The sequence below is a fragment of the Streptomyces sp. NPDC008121 genome, assembly GCF_042957155.1.
GTDB lineage: Bacteria > Actinomycetota > Actinomycetes > Streptomycetales > Streptomycetaceae > Streptomyces.
The window spans coordinates 304,270-316,912 of record NZ_JBIBHT010000001.1; the positions used below are offsets into that span (position 1 = coordinate 304,270).

Genomic DNA, 12,643 nt, shown 5'->3' on the forward strand with positions numbered 1-12,643 from the left:
ACTCCCCCGCCATCGAATTCCACTAGGCGGCGGCCGTCGTCAGGAGCCCCAGGTCGGTGGTCATGACTTCGTGATACGTCAGCATCGCAGCTCCTCAGAGTCCGTTCAGCTTTGACGTCGAAGCGCGCAAGTCATTTCCCAGCCCGGTGTCGTTTCGTGCGATGAGTCCTGAGGCCCCGCGCAGCGCGTTCCTCTCACTTTCCAGACGGGCCATCAGGTTCTTCACCTGCTTTTCCCAAGTCTCGGCAACCGTCTTCGTCCCGGCGGCCGTCTCCCAGCCTCCGAAGCCTTTCCGCAGAGAGTTCGTGGCCTCATCCGCGTGGCCCGAAGCCTTCCGTGTATTCGGCTGGAGTTCGGTCTCGATCGCGTTGGCCGCGGCTGTCTTCTGCGCGGGCGTCGAGGAGAAGTCCTGGTTCACGCCGGCCGCGCCCGGCCCGCCGCTCAACCCCATGAGCGACAAACATATCGTCAGACGGATAGGCCGCGCGAAACCCCCGGCCGCAGACCGACGGGAACGAGCGACGGAATCGGCTTAGCGTCGTCGGCCGGCGCGGGCGGCACGAGCGGCCGCCCGCGCCGCCCTGAAGAAGCACATGATGCCGCCGAGTCCGAGGAGTACCCCCAGTACGGCGCAGGCCGTGACGACACCGCTGCCGGCCCCCAGGATCCGCGGGAGCGCGTTGAACAGGACAAGCAGCCAGAAGCCGGTCAAGGCCAGGGCGAGCCACCGCGGGTCCGCGAGCCGGCTTCGCGACCAGCCGGGGGAACGCCCCGTCAGGACGAGCAGCGGCAGCGGCATCAGAATCAGCGTGCTGACGGCCAGCCCCGCAGCATGGAACAGCGAGTTTCCGTTCATAATCCCTCTTCAGTGCGCTGATCAGACTAAGGGATGGCCTGTGGCTGTGGTCCAGGCCGGAGTAGGCAGCGGACCCGATCGGCCACAGTCTCGGTGGGCTGTGCGCCGTGCAAAGGTGCGAGGAGCCGGGTTCCTTCGTCCAGTGCGTGGCGGTGCCGGGCCCGGGGCGTTGCTGACAGCCGCCTTGTCCGGGCGGGCGCGGCCGGCGGTCGGCGCAGCTCCTTGAGCCGTGGCTGGCCCGTACCGGTCCTGCTCGCGGAGCCGCATGTGCTCGGGGGTCGGACGGGGGTGGCGGGCAACTCGGACGGCTCGGGGTGGGTCTTCGTGTGCGGGGACGGGTGGCGTGCGCGGTGCTGTCGTGGGTTGGTACGGAGGATGGATGTATTTCGACGAGAACGAGCCTCAGGACGTGCGGGATCGCAGACTCGCCGCCGAGCGGGCCGAACGGGCGGACAGGCGCAGGTCGGCATCTCTTGATCTCAGGGCCGCTCATGCCGGTCTGATCATCGTGGCGGTGGCCGCGGCGGCCCTGGTCTGGTTCGGTGAGTTCGTCGCGCTCGGTGTCGTCTCGGGCGTCTTCCTGCTCTGGTTCTGCCTCGCCCTGGTCTGGGTCCACGCCGACGGCGACCGGGGCCCACACGCGTTCCAGCGCGCCTACAACGCGGTGTTCGGCTGGGCCGGCAGTCTCTGAGCGCGCGGGTGTCCGTCGGGGGGCTGCGCGTGCCCCGGCCGGGCAGACGGAGGCCTTGGGCGCCATGAGGTCGGTGGCCGGGATGCCCGGGGTCGCTGCGGGTCACTCCGTCAGGGGGAGTCACTCGGCGAGCAGGGCGACGATGTCGCGCCATGCCCGGCGGGCGTGCCGGGGGTGATAGCCGACGCCGGGGATCACGGTGTGGTCGACCGGCGGGTGGTGGAAGGCGTACAGGGCGCCGCCGTAGACCACGAGGCGCCAGTCGACGCCTGCGGCCCGCAATGTCGCTTCAGGCGGTGGCCCACCCCGCTTCGCAACAGAGCGGCGATCTTCCCTGCGGTGCAGGCCAGGTCCCAGCATTCCTCGTACTCGACTGGGCGGCCGCGGGCTGAGTCGCTGAGGCACGGGGTGGGTGGCGACCCGACGGTACTGCCCTCAGAACGCATCTTGCGCCGGGCCCCACCCGCGCACGCCATCTCGGCGCAGGCTGCCACCAACGCTACGCGAACGGCACGATGCCGCGGGCGGCAGAGCCCTGCTGCGTCGCCGGGGCGGAGCCGCCGGGCCACACTCCCCGCCGACCCCGCGGCTTGCTGAGGGACCTCGGGATGGTCTGAGACAGCGAACGGGCCCTGCCGGCTTCCCGCCGGCAGGGCCCGTTCGTCGCCTCGGGGGGCGATCTCACCGAGGGCGAGCGTGCGGGCCCGCTTCGCTCTGCGCAACGAGCCTCCTCACGGACAGACACGCGACGAGGGCGCCTGGGAATCAGGCTGAGGCGGCCTCGCCGGCCGCCGCTTCCAGGGTCCGCATGGCCGACCCGAGCGAGGCAACGCCACGAGAACCGGAGGACGGTGGGTGACAGCCCTCCAGCCCGGCGACGGCGTCGCGTTGGCGTTGGCGTTGCTGGAGCCCTCGGCGTCGGCAGCGAGAGTGCGCAGGGGGTCGCGAACGCCTCGGGCATGGCTTTCGGGCATCGGTGATGACGATCTCAGCGTGGGCGAGGGCACGCTGCTCATGGCCAGACTTCCTGAGTTCAGCCGGGGCCGACCAGCTACGGAGCCCGCGGCGGGATAGGGCGCCCAGCGCGGATTGTTGACCCGCTGGTCGATGTCGAGGGTGAGCCGGAGTGCGTCCAGCACGCTGTCGGGCCCGATCTGGTTCTCGGTCTCGCCGCGCAGCACGGCCAGGACGTGGTCGATCGGCGGTGACTCCAAGGTGTCGCTAATCGCCCGCCTGCCAGCACCATGACGACCACAACAGCGATGGCGCCGGGTGCGGCTGCGGTCTCACGCACGGCCGGGTGCTCGTGGAGCACATAACCGACGAAGCCGGCGCCGAGCGCAGCCGTCGCGATCCGATGCACGAGCGTGGAGCGGTTGGCTTCGTTCACGTGAATAGCGGCGATTGGTCAGCACTTTGGGCAGCAGTTGGCGATCTTGAGTGCTCCAGATGTTCACCAGAGATGACGTCACCCAGTGGTGATGGGGCTCGTTAAACCTTCCTGTGTGCTGGTTTGCGTCTCGGCCGTGATCAGAGCTGGTTCGCGATCCGTCGGCCGAGCTGTGCGAGGAACCCCTGCAAGCTGGCCGCGGCAACCTCGAAGTCGTCGAACCAGGAAGCCGTGGTGGACTTCCAGACTTGTCCGCTGTCTCCGATCGCGAACAGATAGCCGCCGCCATCGCTGGCGAAGACCAGTGCGATCGATTCGCCGTCGATCGGAGCGGGGCCGTACTCGCGGAAGTGCTCCGCCGCCGTCGCGGGTGAGTGGATGAAGTATCCGCTGTCGACATCGGGCAGGGAAGCCTCGCTGATCACCCAGTAGAGCGTGGTCAGGTCGGAGGGGATCGGCGTCAGGTCCACAAGTGCGTCCGTCGCCCGGTGGCTGTCGTCAGTTGCGAGCATCACGGAGTTGTGACCGGGTGGGAAGCCGTGCGTCGGGAGGAAGGACTGCATCAGCTTCGTCAGCGCCGCATCGACCTGCTTCCACCAGGACCGAACCCACTCCGCGTCAAGCCGCTCACCTGGCACGTCTCCCCCTCACATACACGTGTGAACCGCCGGGGCGGATCCGGAAGAACATACCGGAGGGCTCAGCATGGGGTGGGTGGGAGCCGGGCAACTTCGATCCAGCTCCGCCCTGAGGGCGGAGGCTGGATCGGGGGAGCCTGCGGCGGTCAGCCGGCCTTGGCCGTCTCCTCGCGTTCGGTCAGGACGTGGAAGCCGACAAGTGGGCCTTCGACGGGCGACGTACGTTTCACTGTCGGCAGTAACGTTCGGGGCGTACGTCTAGCAACCATCGCCTCAGCATCGGAAGGGCCTCCCCGCCATGCCGCTCGAACTGCCCGACGACATAGGCCGCAGCGTCTCCCAGGCCACCGGCATCACCGCGCCCGGCGTCACCGCGCTGCTGGACTACCTCGGCGGCCTCGCAAGCGAGCACGCCACCCAGGAGCAGGACGTCAACCGTTCCGCCGCGCTCGAAGCCGCGTCCGCCGTATATGTTCGCGCGGCCGGGGCCACGCGCGCCGCAGCCGACCGGCCCGGGACTCATGCGACCGAAAGCGTCCTCGCCGTCGTCCGCGAGGCCGACCAGCTTGTCTACTCGGCGATGCGCGAGTACGACGCGCACGCCATCCTCAGCCATCTGGCCGCTGGGTCCGACGACGTGCATCCCTCCGCCCCTGACCGGCGCCTGAGGCAGCCCGCAGCACGACAGGTGACCGATACCTGGCAGCGCATCGCCACCTGGCTTGAGGTGAACGCGCCGGCCACGCATGCTGCGCTGCTGCCCGGCGCGGCCAGGCGGGACGTGGATGCTCTGGAGCGGGAGCTGTGGGTGCCTGTACCGGTGGAGCTGCGGGCGCTGTGGGCGCTGTGTGCGGGGGACCGGGACGTGCAGGGCGCGGGGTGGGTTCCGGATCACGGGTGGGCGCTGATGCCGCTGGATTCCGTGCGCCGGGTGTACGTGCGTCAGTCACGGTGGCAGCGGGAGCATGAGGGCGAGGGCTGGCTGTGGAAGCCGTCCTGGATCCCGTTCGCCTCGTGGTCGGTGACCGACGTCAGTGCGGGTCTGTTCGTCGACGCCGAGACGAGCGAGGTCGGCCAGTGGGACGACACGGCTGTGCGGACCGTTTGGGACAAGTCGCTCACAGAGGTGCTGGAGGAGATCGCCGACACGCTGGAGCACCCACAGCTGGCTGTCGGCTACCAGCCCGGCCTGATCGGTGACCGTCTGGTGTGGGGTCCGCCGCTCGCTGCAGACGAGGCCGAATTGTGGCGGCCGTTCCCGGGCTGACACGAGAGCAGGGGCGGACAGGCAGCTGCCTGTCCGCCCCTTCGTGCTGTCACCTGTCAGCGGCGGTTCACACCTTGCGCCAGGTGCAGGTGATTGCCACGCCGGAGCAGTGGTTGAACCCTGGGGTGTCGATGAAGAACCCGTCCCCATCGGTCAGCCGCCAGAGGCTGGGCTGGAGCTTGTGGAAGGCGCCCTGGTTCTGCGACGAGTCGATCGCCGCACGTCCGCACCGCTCTGATCCGGTCGGGCCGTTGGTGGCGACGCGGGTGTCCGCGAGCAGACCGAATGACGTCGACCCGTCACCGACGCCGTTGAAAACCCAGTCGGTGTAGAGCTGGGCGCACTGGTTGCCGCTGGTGACCTGGTTGACCCCGCCTGGGAATCCGCCGCTTTCGTGTGTGGACGCCGGCGCGTACTCGTCGCAGTCGGTGGTGCCCACGACGCTGTCGGCGGGATGCTTGGTCCACGTACTGGGGCAGACGACCTTGCGGCTGTCGTCGGACGACCAGGCCGCCCCCGTGGAGGGGTTCTTCACGGTGGTGTCCGGGCCCAGGTAGTGCACCAGGCTGTCCCACCTCTTGGAGCCGGCGTGGTCGGGCATCCGTTCCTGCATCAGCCAGTAGTAGGCACCGGCCGCCGGGTACAGGTTGGTGTCGACGGCGAACGTCGGCTTGAAGAAGGGCAGTACGCAACCCGGGGTGACCGCTCCTCGGGTGATGTCATCGCAACGCGGCGCGAGCTCTCGGAGGGAGGCGACTCCGCTGGTGCCGAAGTCCGCCGTCGCGTCGACCGAGTCACTGGCGTCGACGGTCGCGGTGATCGACCAGTCCAGATCGATCTGTTCCTTACCGGTGCCGAGCCAGCGGGTCACCACGGTGCCCCACATGCTGCGGTAGTCCTGTGCCGGGTCGTAGTCCCAGGACGCGCCGTCGACCGGGTTGGCGCCGTCGTCGGTCCACTGGATCGGCGCCACGTCGCACGCCGAGCATGACGAGTCGATGTCCCACCGCATCGTGACGCCTTCCAGCGCGGGGTCGATGTAAGTGGGCGCGATCACGAGCTGCTGGTCGAACTCGGCGAAGTCACTGCCGGATTCAGTCTTGTTGCGGTAGGTCTTCATCCGCTGCTCGAACAGGAACGTGCCGCGTCCGATGGCCGGCTTTTTCGGATCGGCGTCGAAGAACCACAGCTCACCTTCGCCGAGGGTCTTCAGGCAGGCCTCGGTGCGGTTCATGTAGTCGAGGCCCTCGGCGGCATTGGTGCACCAGTCGACCAGGTCGACCGCGTCGTTACCGCCCGGCGTCGAGAGGATCCCCGCCGACGCAGCCGATTTCGCGGTGAACGTCTGCTTGGTCTCTCGGGTCTTGCCGGGCTTCGGCGGGGGCTGCACCGACTTGGCCTTGTCCCGCTTGACCATGCGGAAGCACACCAGGCGGTCGGCCTTGTCCTGCTTGGAGCAGTCTTTTCGGTCGAAGTCCGCCAGCGTCGGCGACGACTGCGCCGTGGCAGTGGACGACGTCGCGGTGGCGGACCCGTCCGGGTCAGAGCGGGTGAACTCGGCGGTGGTCTGCGCGGTCGAGTCGATACCCGACGTGGACTGCGCCGTAGGGAAGGTCACGTAGGGCTCGATGCGGAATTTCGCCCACGGGGACCACGTCGTCTCATAGAGGCTGCCGTCGTAGGCGTTGGTGTGCATCAGATAGGTGGTGCGCGGCTTCAGCCTGCCGTAGTCGACCTTGACCGACGCCGTGCTGCCGGACGTCACATACGGGGAGACCAGCACCCCGTAGGGGTTGGCGTCGGTCAGCTTGACCTTCGTTCCGGGCGTGCCGTCCGCCTTGGCCGTGTACACCTCGAATGTCAGCGTCGACTTCTCACCGTCGGCGTCGGTGACGGTGTTGCGCAGGACGACCTCGGGGGCGACGACCCGCCAGGTGTCCCCGGACTTGGTGAACCTCGGTCCGGCGGACGGCGATCGGCCCGACACCGGTCGCGACCCGGCCATGACCGAGAACTGCGGCTCCGCCCCGTGGACCTTGGGCGGTGCGCTCGACGGGCCCGGTGTTCCGCCGGCCGCGACGGCGGACGGTACGGCGGTGGCCGTCATCAGCCCGGCGACCAGAACGATCCCGGGGCGCAGGAAGCGCCTTGCTATGGAGCTGTGTAACGACACGAGCTGCCGTTTCCTCTCCTAGGGAATAAGACATGCGTGCGAATGGCGCGCGCAGTCGCAGACCGTAGGCAGGAGGGGGCGCTGTGTAAAAGGAGTTACTACTGGGGTGATCTACCACTCTGCTTTTGACGTGGACGCACCAGGACTCACCCGAGCCAAACGCGGAATACCTCACACTTGCCGTCCACGAAGCGGACTCCCCGGCTGTCGCCCCCGCGCGTACGAGGCTGAGGCCGGGAGCCGGCTTGGTCGTCGCGGACGACTCCACCCGCTGTCCGGGCTCATCAGCACGCCGCCGGGGCCCGTCAAAAGGGGCCCCGGTCGGCGAGCCGGACGACCATGCCCTTGGACGGTCCCGCGGCGGACAGACCACCAAGATCCACCTCGCCGCGGACAGCAGATGCCGTCCGCTCGCCGTCGTCCTCACGCCCGGCCGGGCTGGTGACGTACCCGCGTCCGCCCACGTCATGGCCCTACGGGTGCCCCGGCCGATCGGCCGCCCCAGAATCACCCCGGAGTTGGTCCTGGCCGACAAGGCCTATTCGTCTCGGGCGATCCACAGTCATCTCCGTCGGCGCGGCATCCGGGCCGTGCTCCCGCAGCTCGCCGACCAGACCTCGAACCGTTAACGCCTCGGCAGCCGACGCGGAGGGGTGATCCGGCGAGATCGGCCGTGGTGGCGGGGCCCGTTGCACCTTCCGGTAGGTTTCCGCCGACGCGGCGGCGACCGGACCGTGGCGTATCGACAGGGGTGGGAGAAGGCGATGGTCTCTTCGCAGATACTGATCGGCGGCGACGGTGCCGAGACCGTGCTCGATGACAGTGGCCTGCGGCTGGTCGACAGACGCAGCCGAACGGAGATTCCCCTCGCGGTGGTCCAGGCGGCCCGTACCGACGGCGGACGCCGCGTCGAGATCGTGCTCAGCGACGGTGCTGTGCACCGTGTGGACGCCGGCAACCCGACGGCCGCCACCACCTTCGTCTCCACCCTGACCGCCGCACTCCCCGAAGAGCGAGACCCCGCCGGTAGCGCCCGGGTCACGGTCACTCCGCTGGCGCTACCGGAGGAGCCGGAAGAGCCGGAACGCCACCCGAAGTACCGGCCGCGGCCGGTGATCCTGATCGCCCTCCTCGCCGTCTACGTCGCCTACGTGATCTGGGTAGGCGTCACTCTGGGGACCAAGGTGGTCGCTCCCCTCGCCGCGACCGTCCCGATCGCCTTCGGAGCGGGCCTCTTGATTGTCGGGGCCCAAAGGACGCTGATCCACTTTGCACTCAAGCGGCGCGGGGTCACCGTGCCCGCCACGTTGGACTTCAGGACCACGGACGGGGCGGCCTGGTACAAGTTCACCGACGTCGACGGCGTCGAGCTCAGTACGCGGGGCAAGTACAGCGGTCCGGTAGCCCGCGTCTCCTACGACCCCGAGGCCCCCCACGGGTTGACCGCCGAGATATCAGGACCCAACCACCAGCTCCGGGCCGGGGCCTGGATCCTCGGTTCACTGCCGCCGCTGGCCGGCGGTATCGCCCTGGCCCTGACTCCGTTTCTGATCGACTGAGGGTTACGGACTCCTGGCCGCGCGCGGGAGAAGGCGTCGGCGCTGCGGAGGCTGTGAGGTGCTCGGGGCAGACCGGGTTCATGCCCTCCTGGCGCCTCAGGCCCCTTGCCTCACGTGACCGGCGCGGTGTCTTCTGCCCTGACAGCGACGCATCAGCCCACGTGAGCAGAGGAGCCGGCTCCTGGATACCTCGGGCCGCTCAGCGCGTGCCCAACCCGCCGCGTGCCTGGCAAAGACGGCGTTCTCGTGGCGGTGCGAGAGGGGCGGCGCCCACGACGGGTTGCCGACGCGGGGACGTGGACCGGCCTGACCTCCAGGCCGATCGACGGGACCCTGCTCAGGCCCGGTGCCGGTTGCGTCGGCGGACGGCCACGAACGTGGCACCGGCCAAGATCAGCGCCAGGACCGCGCCCGCGATCGTGGCGGAGGCGGTCGGAGTCAGCTTGGTGGGCTTCGACCCCGGCTCCGAGCCGAACTTCAGAGTGAGGTCGGCCGCGTCGTTCGCCGGATTCAGGTCGAGCACGTCCTGGGTTCGCAGCGAAGCCCCCACGGTCCGGGACGTCCCCGGGGTCGTCTTCGGGAGGTCCCAGACGAAGGGAAACGACCGGCTCTCGCCCGGCTGCAGGACGCCCGACGCGTCACAGATCATTGAGGCGGGATCGGCCCAGCAGATTTTCTCGTACCCACTGGGGTGGGCATTTTCCCCGCGCACGCTGACCTGGAACGGAAAGAAGCCGGTGGCGGTGCCGGGACCGTGGTTCGTGACGACCAGCGTGGTCGGCACGGACTCGCCGGCGGGCACCGGCCCGGACGGCCCGGTCCACGTCAGTTCGAGATCCGCGGGAGTCTGCACGGTGGCCTTCACCGTCGTGGTGTTGTTGTCCGGCCATGGGTCGGTGGCGCCGCCGAGGTGCGCAGCGGCCGTGAACTCCAGCTTCGTACCCGGCGCCAGGCCCGCGGCGAACGCGACACGGAGATGAACCCAGACCAGATCCACCGGGCCGCGGTTCACCGCCGTGCAGGTGAGGGTCCGGCCCCCAGCTTCCGGGACGCAGCTTCCTCGTTCGTCGTCGATGTGGCCGTCAAACGTGACGCCCTCGGGCAGGGTGAGCGTCAGGCCCGGGTCCAATATGGCTCCCCTTCCCTCGGTGTCGGCACTGACCACGAGACCGACCTTCATGCCGGGCGTGACGATCGCCCTGTCGAGGTGGGCGTAAATTTTGGCGTCCACCGGGTTCGCCGCCGGCGCCGCCTGTGCCGCGGCGGTCAGGCAGGTCAGCAGCAGAGCCGCCGCCCCCACCGCCGCTGTCATTCGTTCCCATCGACGCGTCACGCGTACGGTTTCCTCGCTTTTTCCGGTCAGTAACGAACAGTTGGACGAGCCGACGAGCGGAAGGGTTGCACACGAACAGACCAAACGATCATGCGTTCCTGTTCGGCGTGCTCAGGCTGCAGCGGTCACCAGGAGCGTGCCGAGAGCGGCCCGTGGTGCGGCCGGCCGTAGTCGACGGCCCCTCAGGGCCACCGGGTACGCGCTCTGCCCGCGCGGCCGCACGCGCACCGCGCCCTGATCCGGTCGGCCCGTCGTGCGCCCATGGCGCCGTCGTACACCCACCTGTTGATCGACTCCTAGACGTAGCCGCCGCTGCCCTTGTCGAGACAGCCCGGCCGCTCGGCGGCTCCGCGTGGCATGATCCAAACGCGTGTGACTGACCGAGGGGGGCGCTGTGTGGTGGGGACGACGACAAGCCGAGCGGGTGGCAGCCGAAGAGGCCCTGGCGGAACGGGCACGGTCGGAGAGTGCGCTGCGTGAGGTGACGGCGGCGTTCTACGAGATCGAGGTGATCAGCAGGCGGTACGACCGGATGAGGGCCTTGCTGGGAGAACTCGTGGAGGCTCGGTTCGGCCTCAACCAGGACATGGTCGCCAACCCGCTCCAGTGGGCGCAGAGATTCGACAGGACTCTCGACGGCTATTTCGTGTCCTATTTCGAGGCGCTCGACCAGTGGACTCCCTTGTCCAGGTTCACCGAGCCGGCTGACCTGCGACAGGCGGCCGGGCTGTTTCTGGAGTGGAGGGATGCCTTCGACGAACTGATCGAGAAGACGCGGGGGGTGGACGAGGCCCTGGAGACGATGCTGGAGACCTTCGGCCGGTTCAGGACCGAGACCCTTGGTCCCCTCACGGCCGCCGGAGCGGCTCTCGACGCGGGGGCCGACGACCTTGCCGCGCTCGCCCGGGCCGGCGTCGAGGCGCATTCGCTGCACCGCGCCCACCGTGAGACCACCACGGCGCTGAAGCTGCTCGCCGAGGGCCGTACGGATCTCACCTCCCGCATGGAGGTCTCCTCCCGGGCCCGCCAACTCCTGGCGGACGCCGCGGAGATACGGCGCCGGGCCCGGCATGCTCACAGCCACCTGGTCACACCGGCGTCCCTCACCCTCAGGTGAGGGGCCCGGCGGAGGCTGCTGGGGCGGGCAGCCGGACCCGGTGGCGTGAAGGATCGACCGGCCCCGGCCCAGTCCCCCCACACGGACCGTGAGGAGCTCTGCGTGGATCATCAGGACGTCGACGCCGCCGTGGCAGAGATGCTGCGGGTGCTTGGCTCTCATACCGCCGAGGACTGGACGGTTCCGGCGGGGCCTCTCGAATGGACCTGCTGGCAGACAGCAGCCCACATCGGCCACGACCTGCTGGCCTACGCAGCGCAGCTGGCAGCACGGCCTGCCGACGCCTACCTTCCCGTCGACCTGACCGTGCGCCCCACTGCCTCGCCGGCCGAAGTGCTCCAGATCGTCACTGCTTGCGGCGGACTGCTCAGCAGCGCCCTGGCCACAGCCGGCCCGGCCGTGCGTGCCTGGCACTGGGGTCCGTGCGACCCCGAGGGGTTCGCGGCGATGGGCGTCGCCGAAACTCTGCTGCACACCCACGACATCGCGCAGGGACTGTCCGTGAGCTGGCTGCCACCCGCACCGCTGAGCGAAGCGGTACTCGGCCGGCTCTTCCCCGCCGCCCCGCCCGGAGACCCCGCTCGTGTACTCCTGTGGTGCACCGGTCGCGGAGAGCTCGACGGCCTCCCCCGCCCCACCTCATGGAGGTGGGAAGCCGCACGATCCGACTGAGAATGGAGCAGCGAACCCCGTTCCCGGGTCCGCCAGTCCCTCAGTCCTTGTAGTAGTCCGTGAGGACACAGCCATCCACCAGGGCAGGCTCCGTGCGGAATCCGCTCGGAGCCTTGAAGTCCGGGTGGCAGTTGAGCATCAGCAGACCGGCTTGCGGCTGCAGGAGGGCGGCCATCGCCGTGGACTGGGTGGACCCGACGCTGAAGTCCTGACCGATGACCGGGCCGCCGTCCCGGCCGCCCTCTCCGGCCTTGATCTGGCGGTCGACGTCGGCCTTGTGCGCCGCCTGGAAGACCTTCATGTCCTTGATCATGAAGATGCGGGTGTCGCCGCTGTCGCAGCTACCGCGCTCGATGACCGAGTAGGTCTCCTCGCCGTACTGGGAGTCCAGCTCCCAGTACTCGTAGCCGTTCTCCGTCGTCGTGATCTCGACGCATTCGGTGAAGCTGTTGACGAAGCGGGCCGCGGCCGCCATCGTCGCGGCCTTCGGCAGATTCTGGAACGCGGTGCCGTCCTTTGGAGCACCCCCGTTGACCCCACCGTTCTTCGCCGGGTTGTCCAACGTCCCCTCGTTAGGGCCGCCATCGGTGACGTCGTTCGTTCCGGTGACGGCGCCACTGCCGCCAACGACGGCCGGGTCCGCGCCGCCCCCGCAGGCGGTAAGCGTGAGTACAGCGGCGACCGCTACGGCCGCTCCGAGCAGTGATGTGGCAGTGCGCATGTGTGTGACTCCCCCGTAAACGACCTTGAACCGCGGCGACTATAGAGCGGTGATCAAGTGCGCGGCAAACGGACACCCGTGCGAGCCCCTTCTGCCGCTGACTCCGCCCGACAACCCCCCAGCCCGCCCCTACACCACACCGGCGAACCGGCGCAGCACCACGGACGACAGCATCGACGCCCTCGACGACCGCCCCGGCAGCGCACTGGCTCCGCCCGGCCGGGCT

General features: G+C 69.1%; 11 protein-coding genes and 2 pseudogenes. 6 read left to right on the forward strand and 7 right to left on the reverse strand.

Annotated features, from left to right (window positions below):
- Positions 1 to 94: 94 nt before the first annotated feature.
- Together ACFZBD_RS01330 and ACFZBD_RS01335 are read right to left on the reverse strand one after the other, a co-directional pair.
- Positions 95 to 451, reverse strand: coding sequence for a hypothetical protein (locus tag ACFZBD_RS01330; RefSeq protein WP_391133395.1), 357 nt, complete (start codon positions 449 to 451; stop codon positions 95 to 97).
- Positions 452 to 532: 81 nt separating this feature from the next.
- Positions 533 to 856, reverse strand: coding sequence for a hypothetical protein (locus tag ACFZBD_RS01335; protein ID WP_391133399.1), 324 nt, complete (start codon positions 854 to 856; stop codon positions 533 to 535).
- A gap of 379 nt (positions 857 to 1,235) precedes the next feature.
- On the opposite strand from ACFZBD_RS01335, the gene ACFZBD_RS01340 reads away from it, so the two are divergent.
- On the forward strand, positions 1,236 to 1,547 hold the full coding sequence (locus ACFZBD_RS01340) for a hypothetical protein (protein ID WP_391133402.1): 312 nt from the start codon (positions 1,236 to 1,238) through the stop codon (positions 1,545 to 1,547).
- Between the two features lie 120 nt (positions 1,548 to 1,667).
- Here ACFZBD_RS01340 and ACFZBD_RS01345 read toward each other — a convergent pair.
- Both ACFZBD_RS01345 and ACFZBD_RS01350 read right to left on the reverse strand, forming a co-directional pair.
- Positions 1,668 to 1,829 (reverse strand): annotated as a pseudogene (locus ACFZBD_RS01345) (dienelactone hydrolase family protein); the annotation flags it as partial.
- Between the two features lie 1,248 nt (positions 1,830 to 3,077).
- Positions 3,078 to 3,575: a hypothetical protein gene (locus ACFZBD_RS01350; protein WP_391133405.1), complete on the reverse strand. Its 498-nt coding sequence runs from the start codon at positions 3,573 to 3,575 to the stop codon at positions 3,078 to 3,080.
- 298 nt (positions 3,576 to 3,873) lie between these two features.
- Between ACFZBD_RS01350 and ACFZBD_RS01355 the strand changes: the two genes are divergently transcribed.
- Positions 3,874 to 4,842, forward strand: a complete 969-nt coding sequence (locus ACFZBD_RS01355; protein WP_391133408.1) for an SMI1/KNR4 family protein — start codon at positions 3,874 to 3,876, stop codon at positions 4,840 to 4,842.
- A gap of 67 nt (positions 4,843 to 4,909) precedes the next feature.
- Here the strand turns inward: ACFZBD_RS01355 and ACFZBD_RS01360 are convergent, their stop codons facing one another.
- Positions 4,910 to 7,015 (reverse strand): hypothetical protein, encoded by a 2,106-nt coding sequence (locus tag ACFZBD_RS01360; RefSeq protein WP_391133411.1) that lies wholly within the window; start codon positions 7,013 to 7,015, stop codon positions 4,910 to 4,912.
- A gap of 344 nt (positions 7,016 to 7,359) precedes the next feature.
- Between ACFZBD_RS01360 and ACFZBD_RS01365 the strand changes: the two are divergent.
- Positions 7,360 to 7,641, forward strand: a pseudogene (locus ACFZBD_RS01365) (transposase); the annotation flags it as partial.
- 138 nt (positions 7,642 to 7,779) lie between these two features.
- Positions 7,780 to 8,574, forward strand: a complete 795-nt coding sequence (locus ACFZBD_RS01370) for a hypothetical protein (protein ID WP_391133413.1) — start codon at positions 7,780 to 7,782, stop codon at positions 8,572 to 8,574.
- Positions 8,575 to 8,911: 337 nt separating this feature from the next.
- Here ACFZBD_RS01370 and ACFZBD_RS01375 read toward each other — a convergent pair whose 3' ends face one another.
- Positions 8,912 to 9,886 (reverse strand): hypothetical protein, encoded by a 975-nt coding sequence (locus ACFZBD_RS01375; protein ID WP_391133416.1) that lies wholly within the window; start codon positions 9,884 to 9,886, stop codon positions 8,912 to 8,914.
- A gap of 445 nt (positions 9,887 to 10,331) precedes the next feature.
- Between ACFZBD_RS01375 and ACFZBD_RS01380 the strand changes: the two genes are divergently transcribed.
- Positions 10,332 to 11,024 (forward strand): hypothetical protein, encoded by a 693-nt coding sequence (locus tag ACFZBD_RS01380; protein ID WP_391133419.1) that lies wholly within the window; start codon positions 10,332 to 10,334, stop codon positions 11,022 to 11,024.
- A gap of 102 nt (positions 11,025 to 11,126) precedes the next feature.
- Positions 11,127 to 11,696: a maleylpyruvate isomerase N-terminal domain-containing protein gene (locus ACFZBD_RS01385; RefSeq protein WP_391133422.1), complete on the forward strand. Its 570-nt coding sequence runs from the start codon at positions 11,127 to 11,129 to the stop codon at positions 11,694 to 11,696.
- A gap of 40 nt (positions 11,697 to 11,736) precedes the next feature.
- On the opposite strand, the gene ACFZBD_RS01390 is transcribed toward ACFZBD_RS01385, so the two are convergent.
- Complete coding sequence (locus tag ACFZBD_RS01390; protein WP_391133425.1) at positions 11,737 to 12,417, reverse strand: hypothetical protein; 681 nt, start codon at positions 12,415 to 12,417, stop codon at positions 11,737 to 11,739.
- Positions 12,418 to 12,643: the final 226 nt, after the last annotated feature.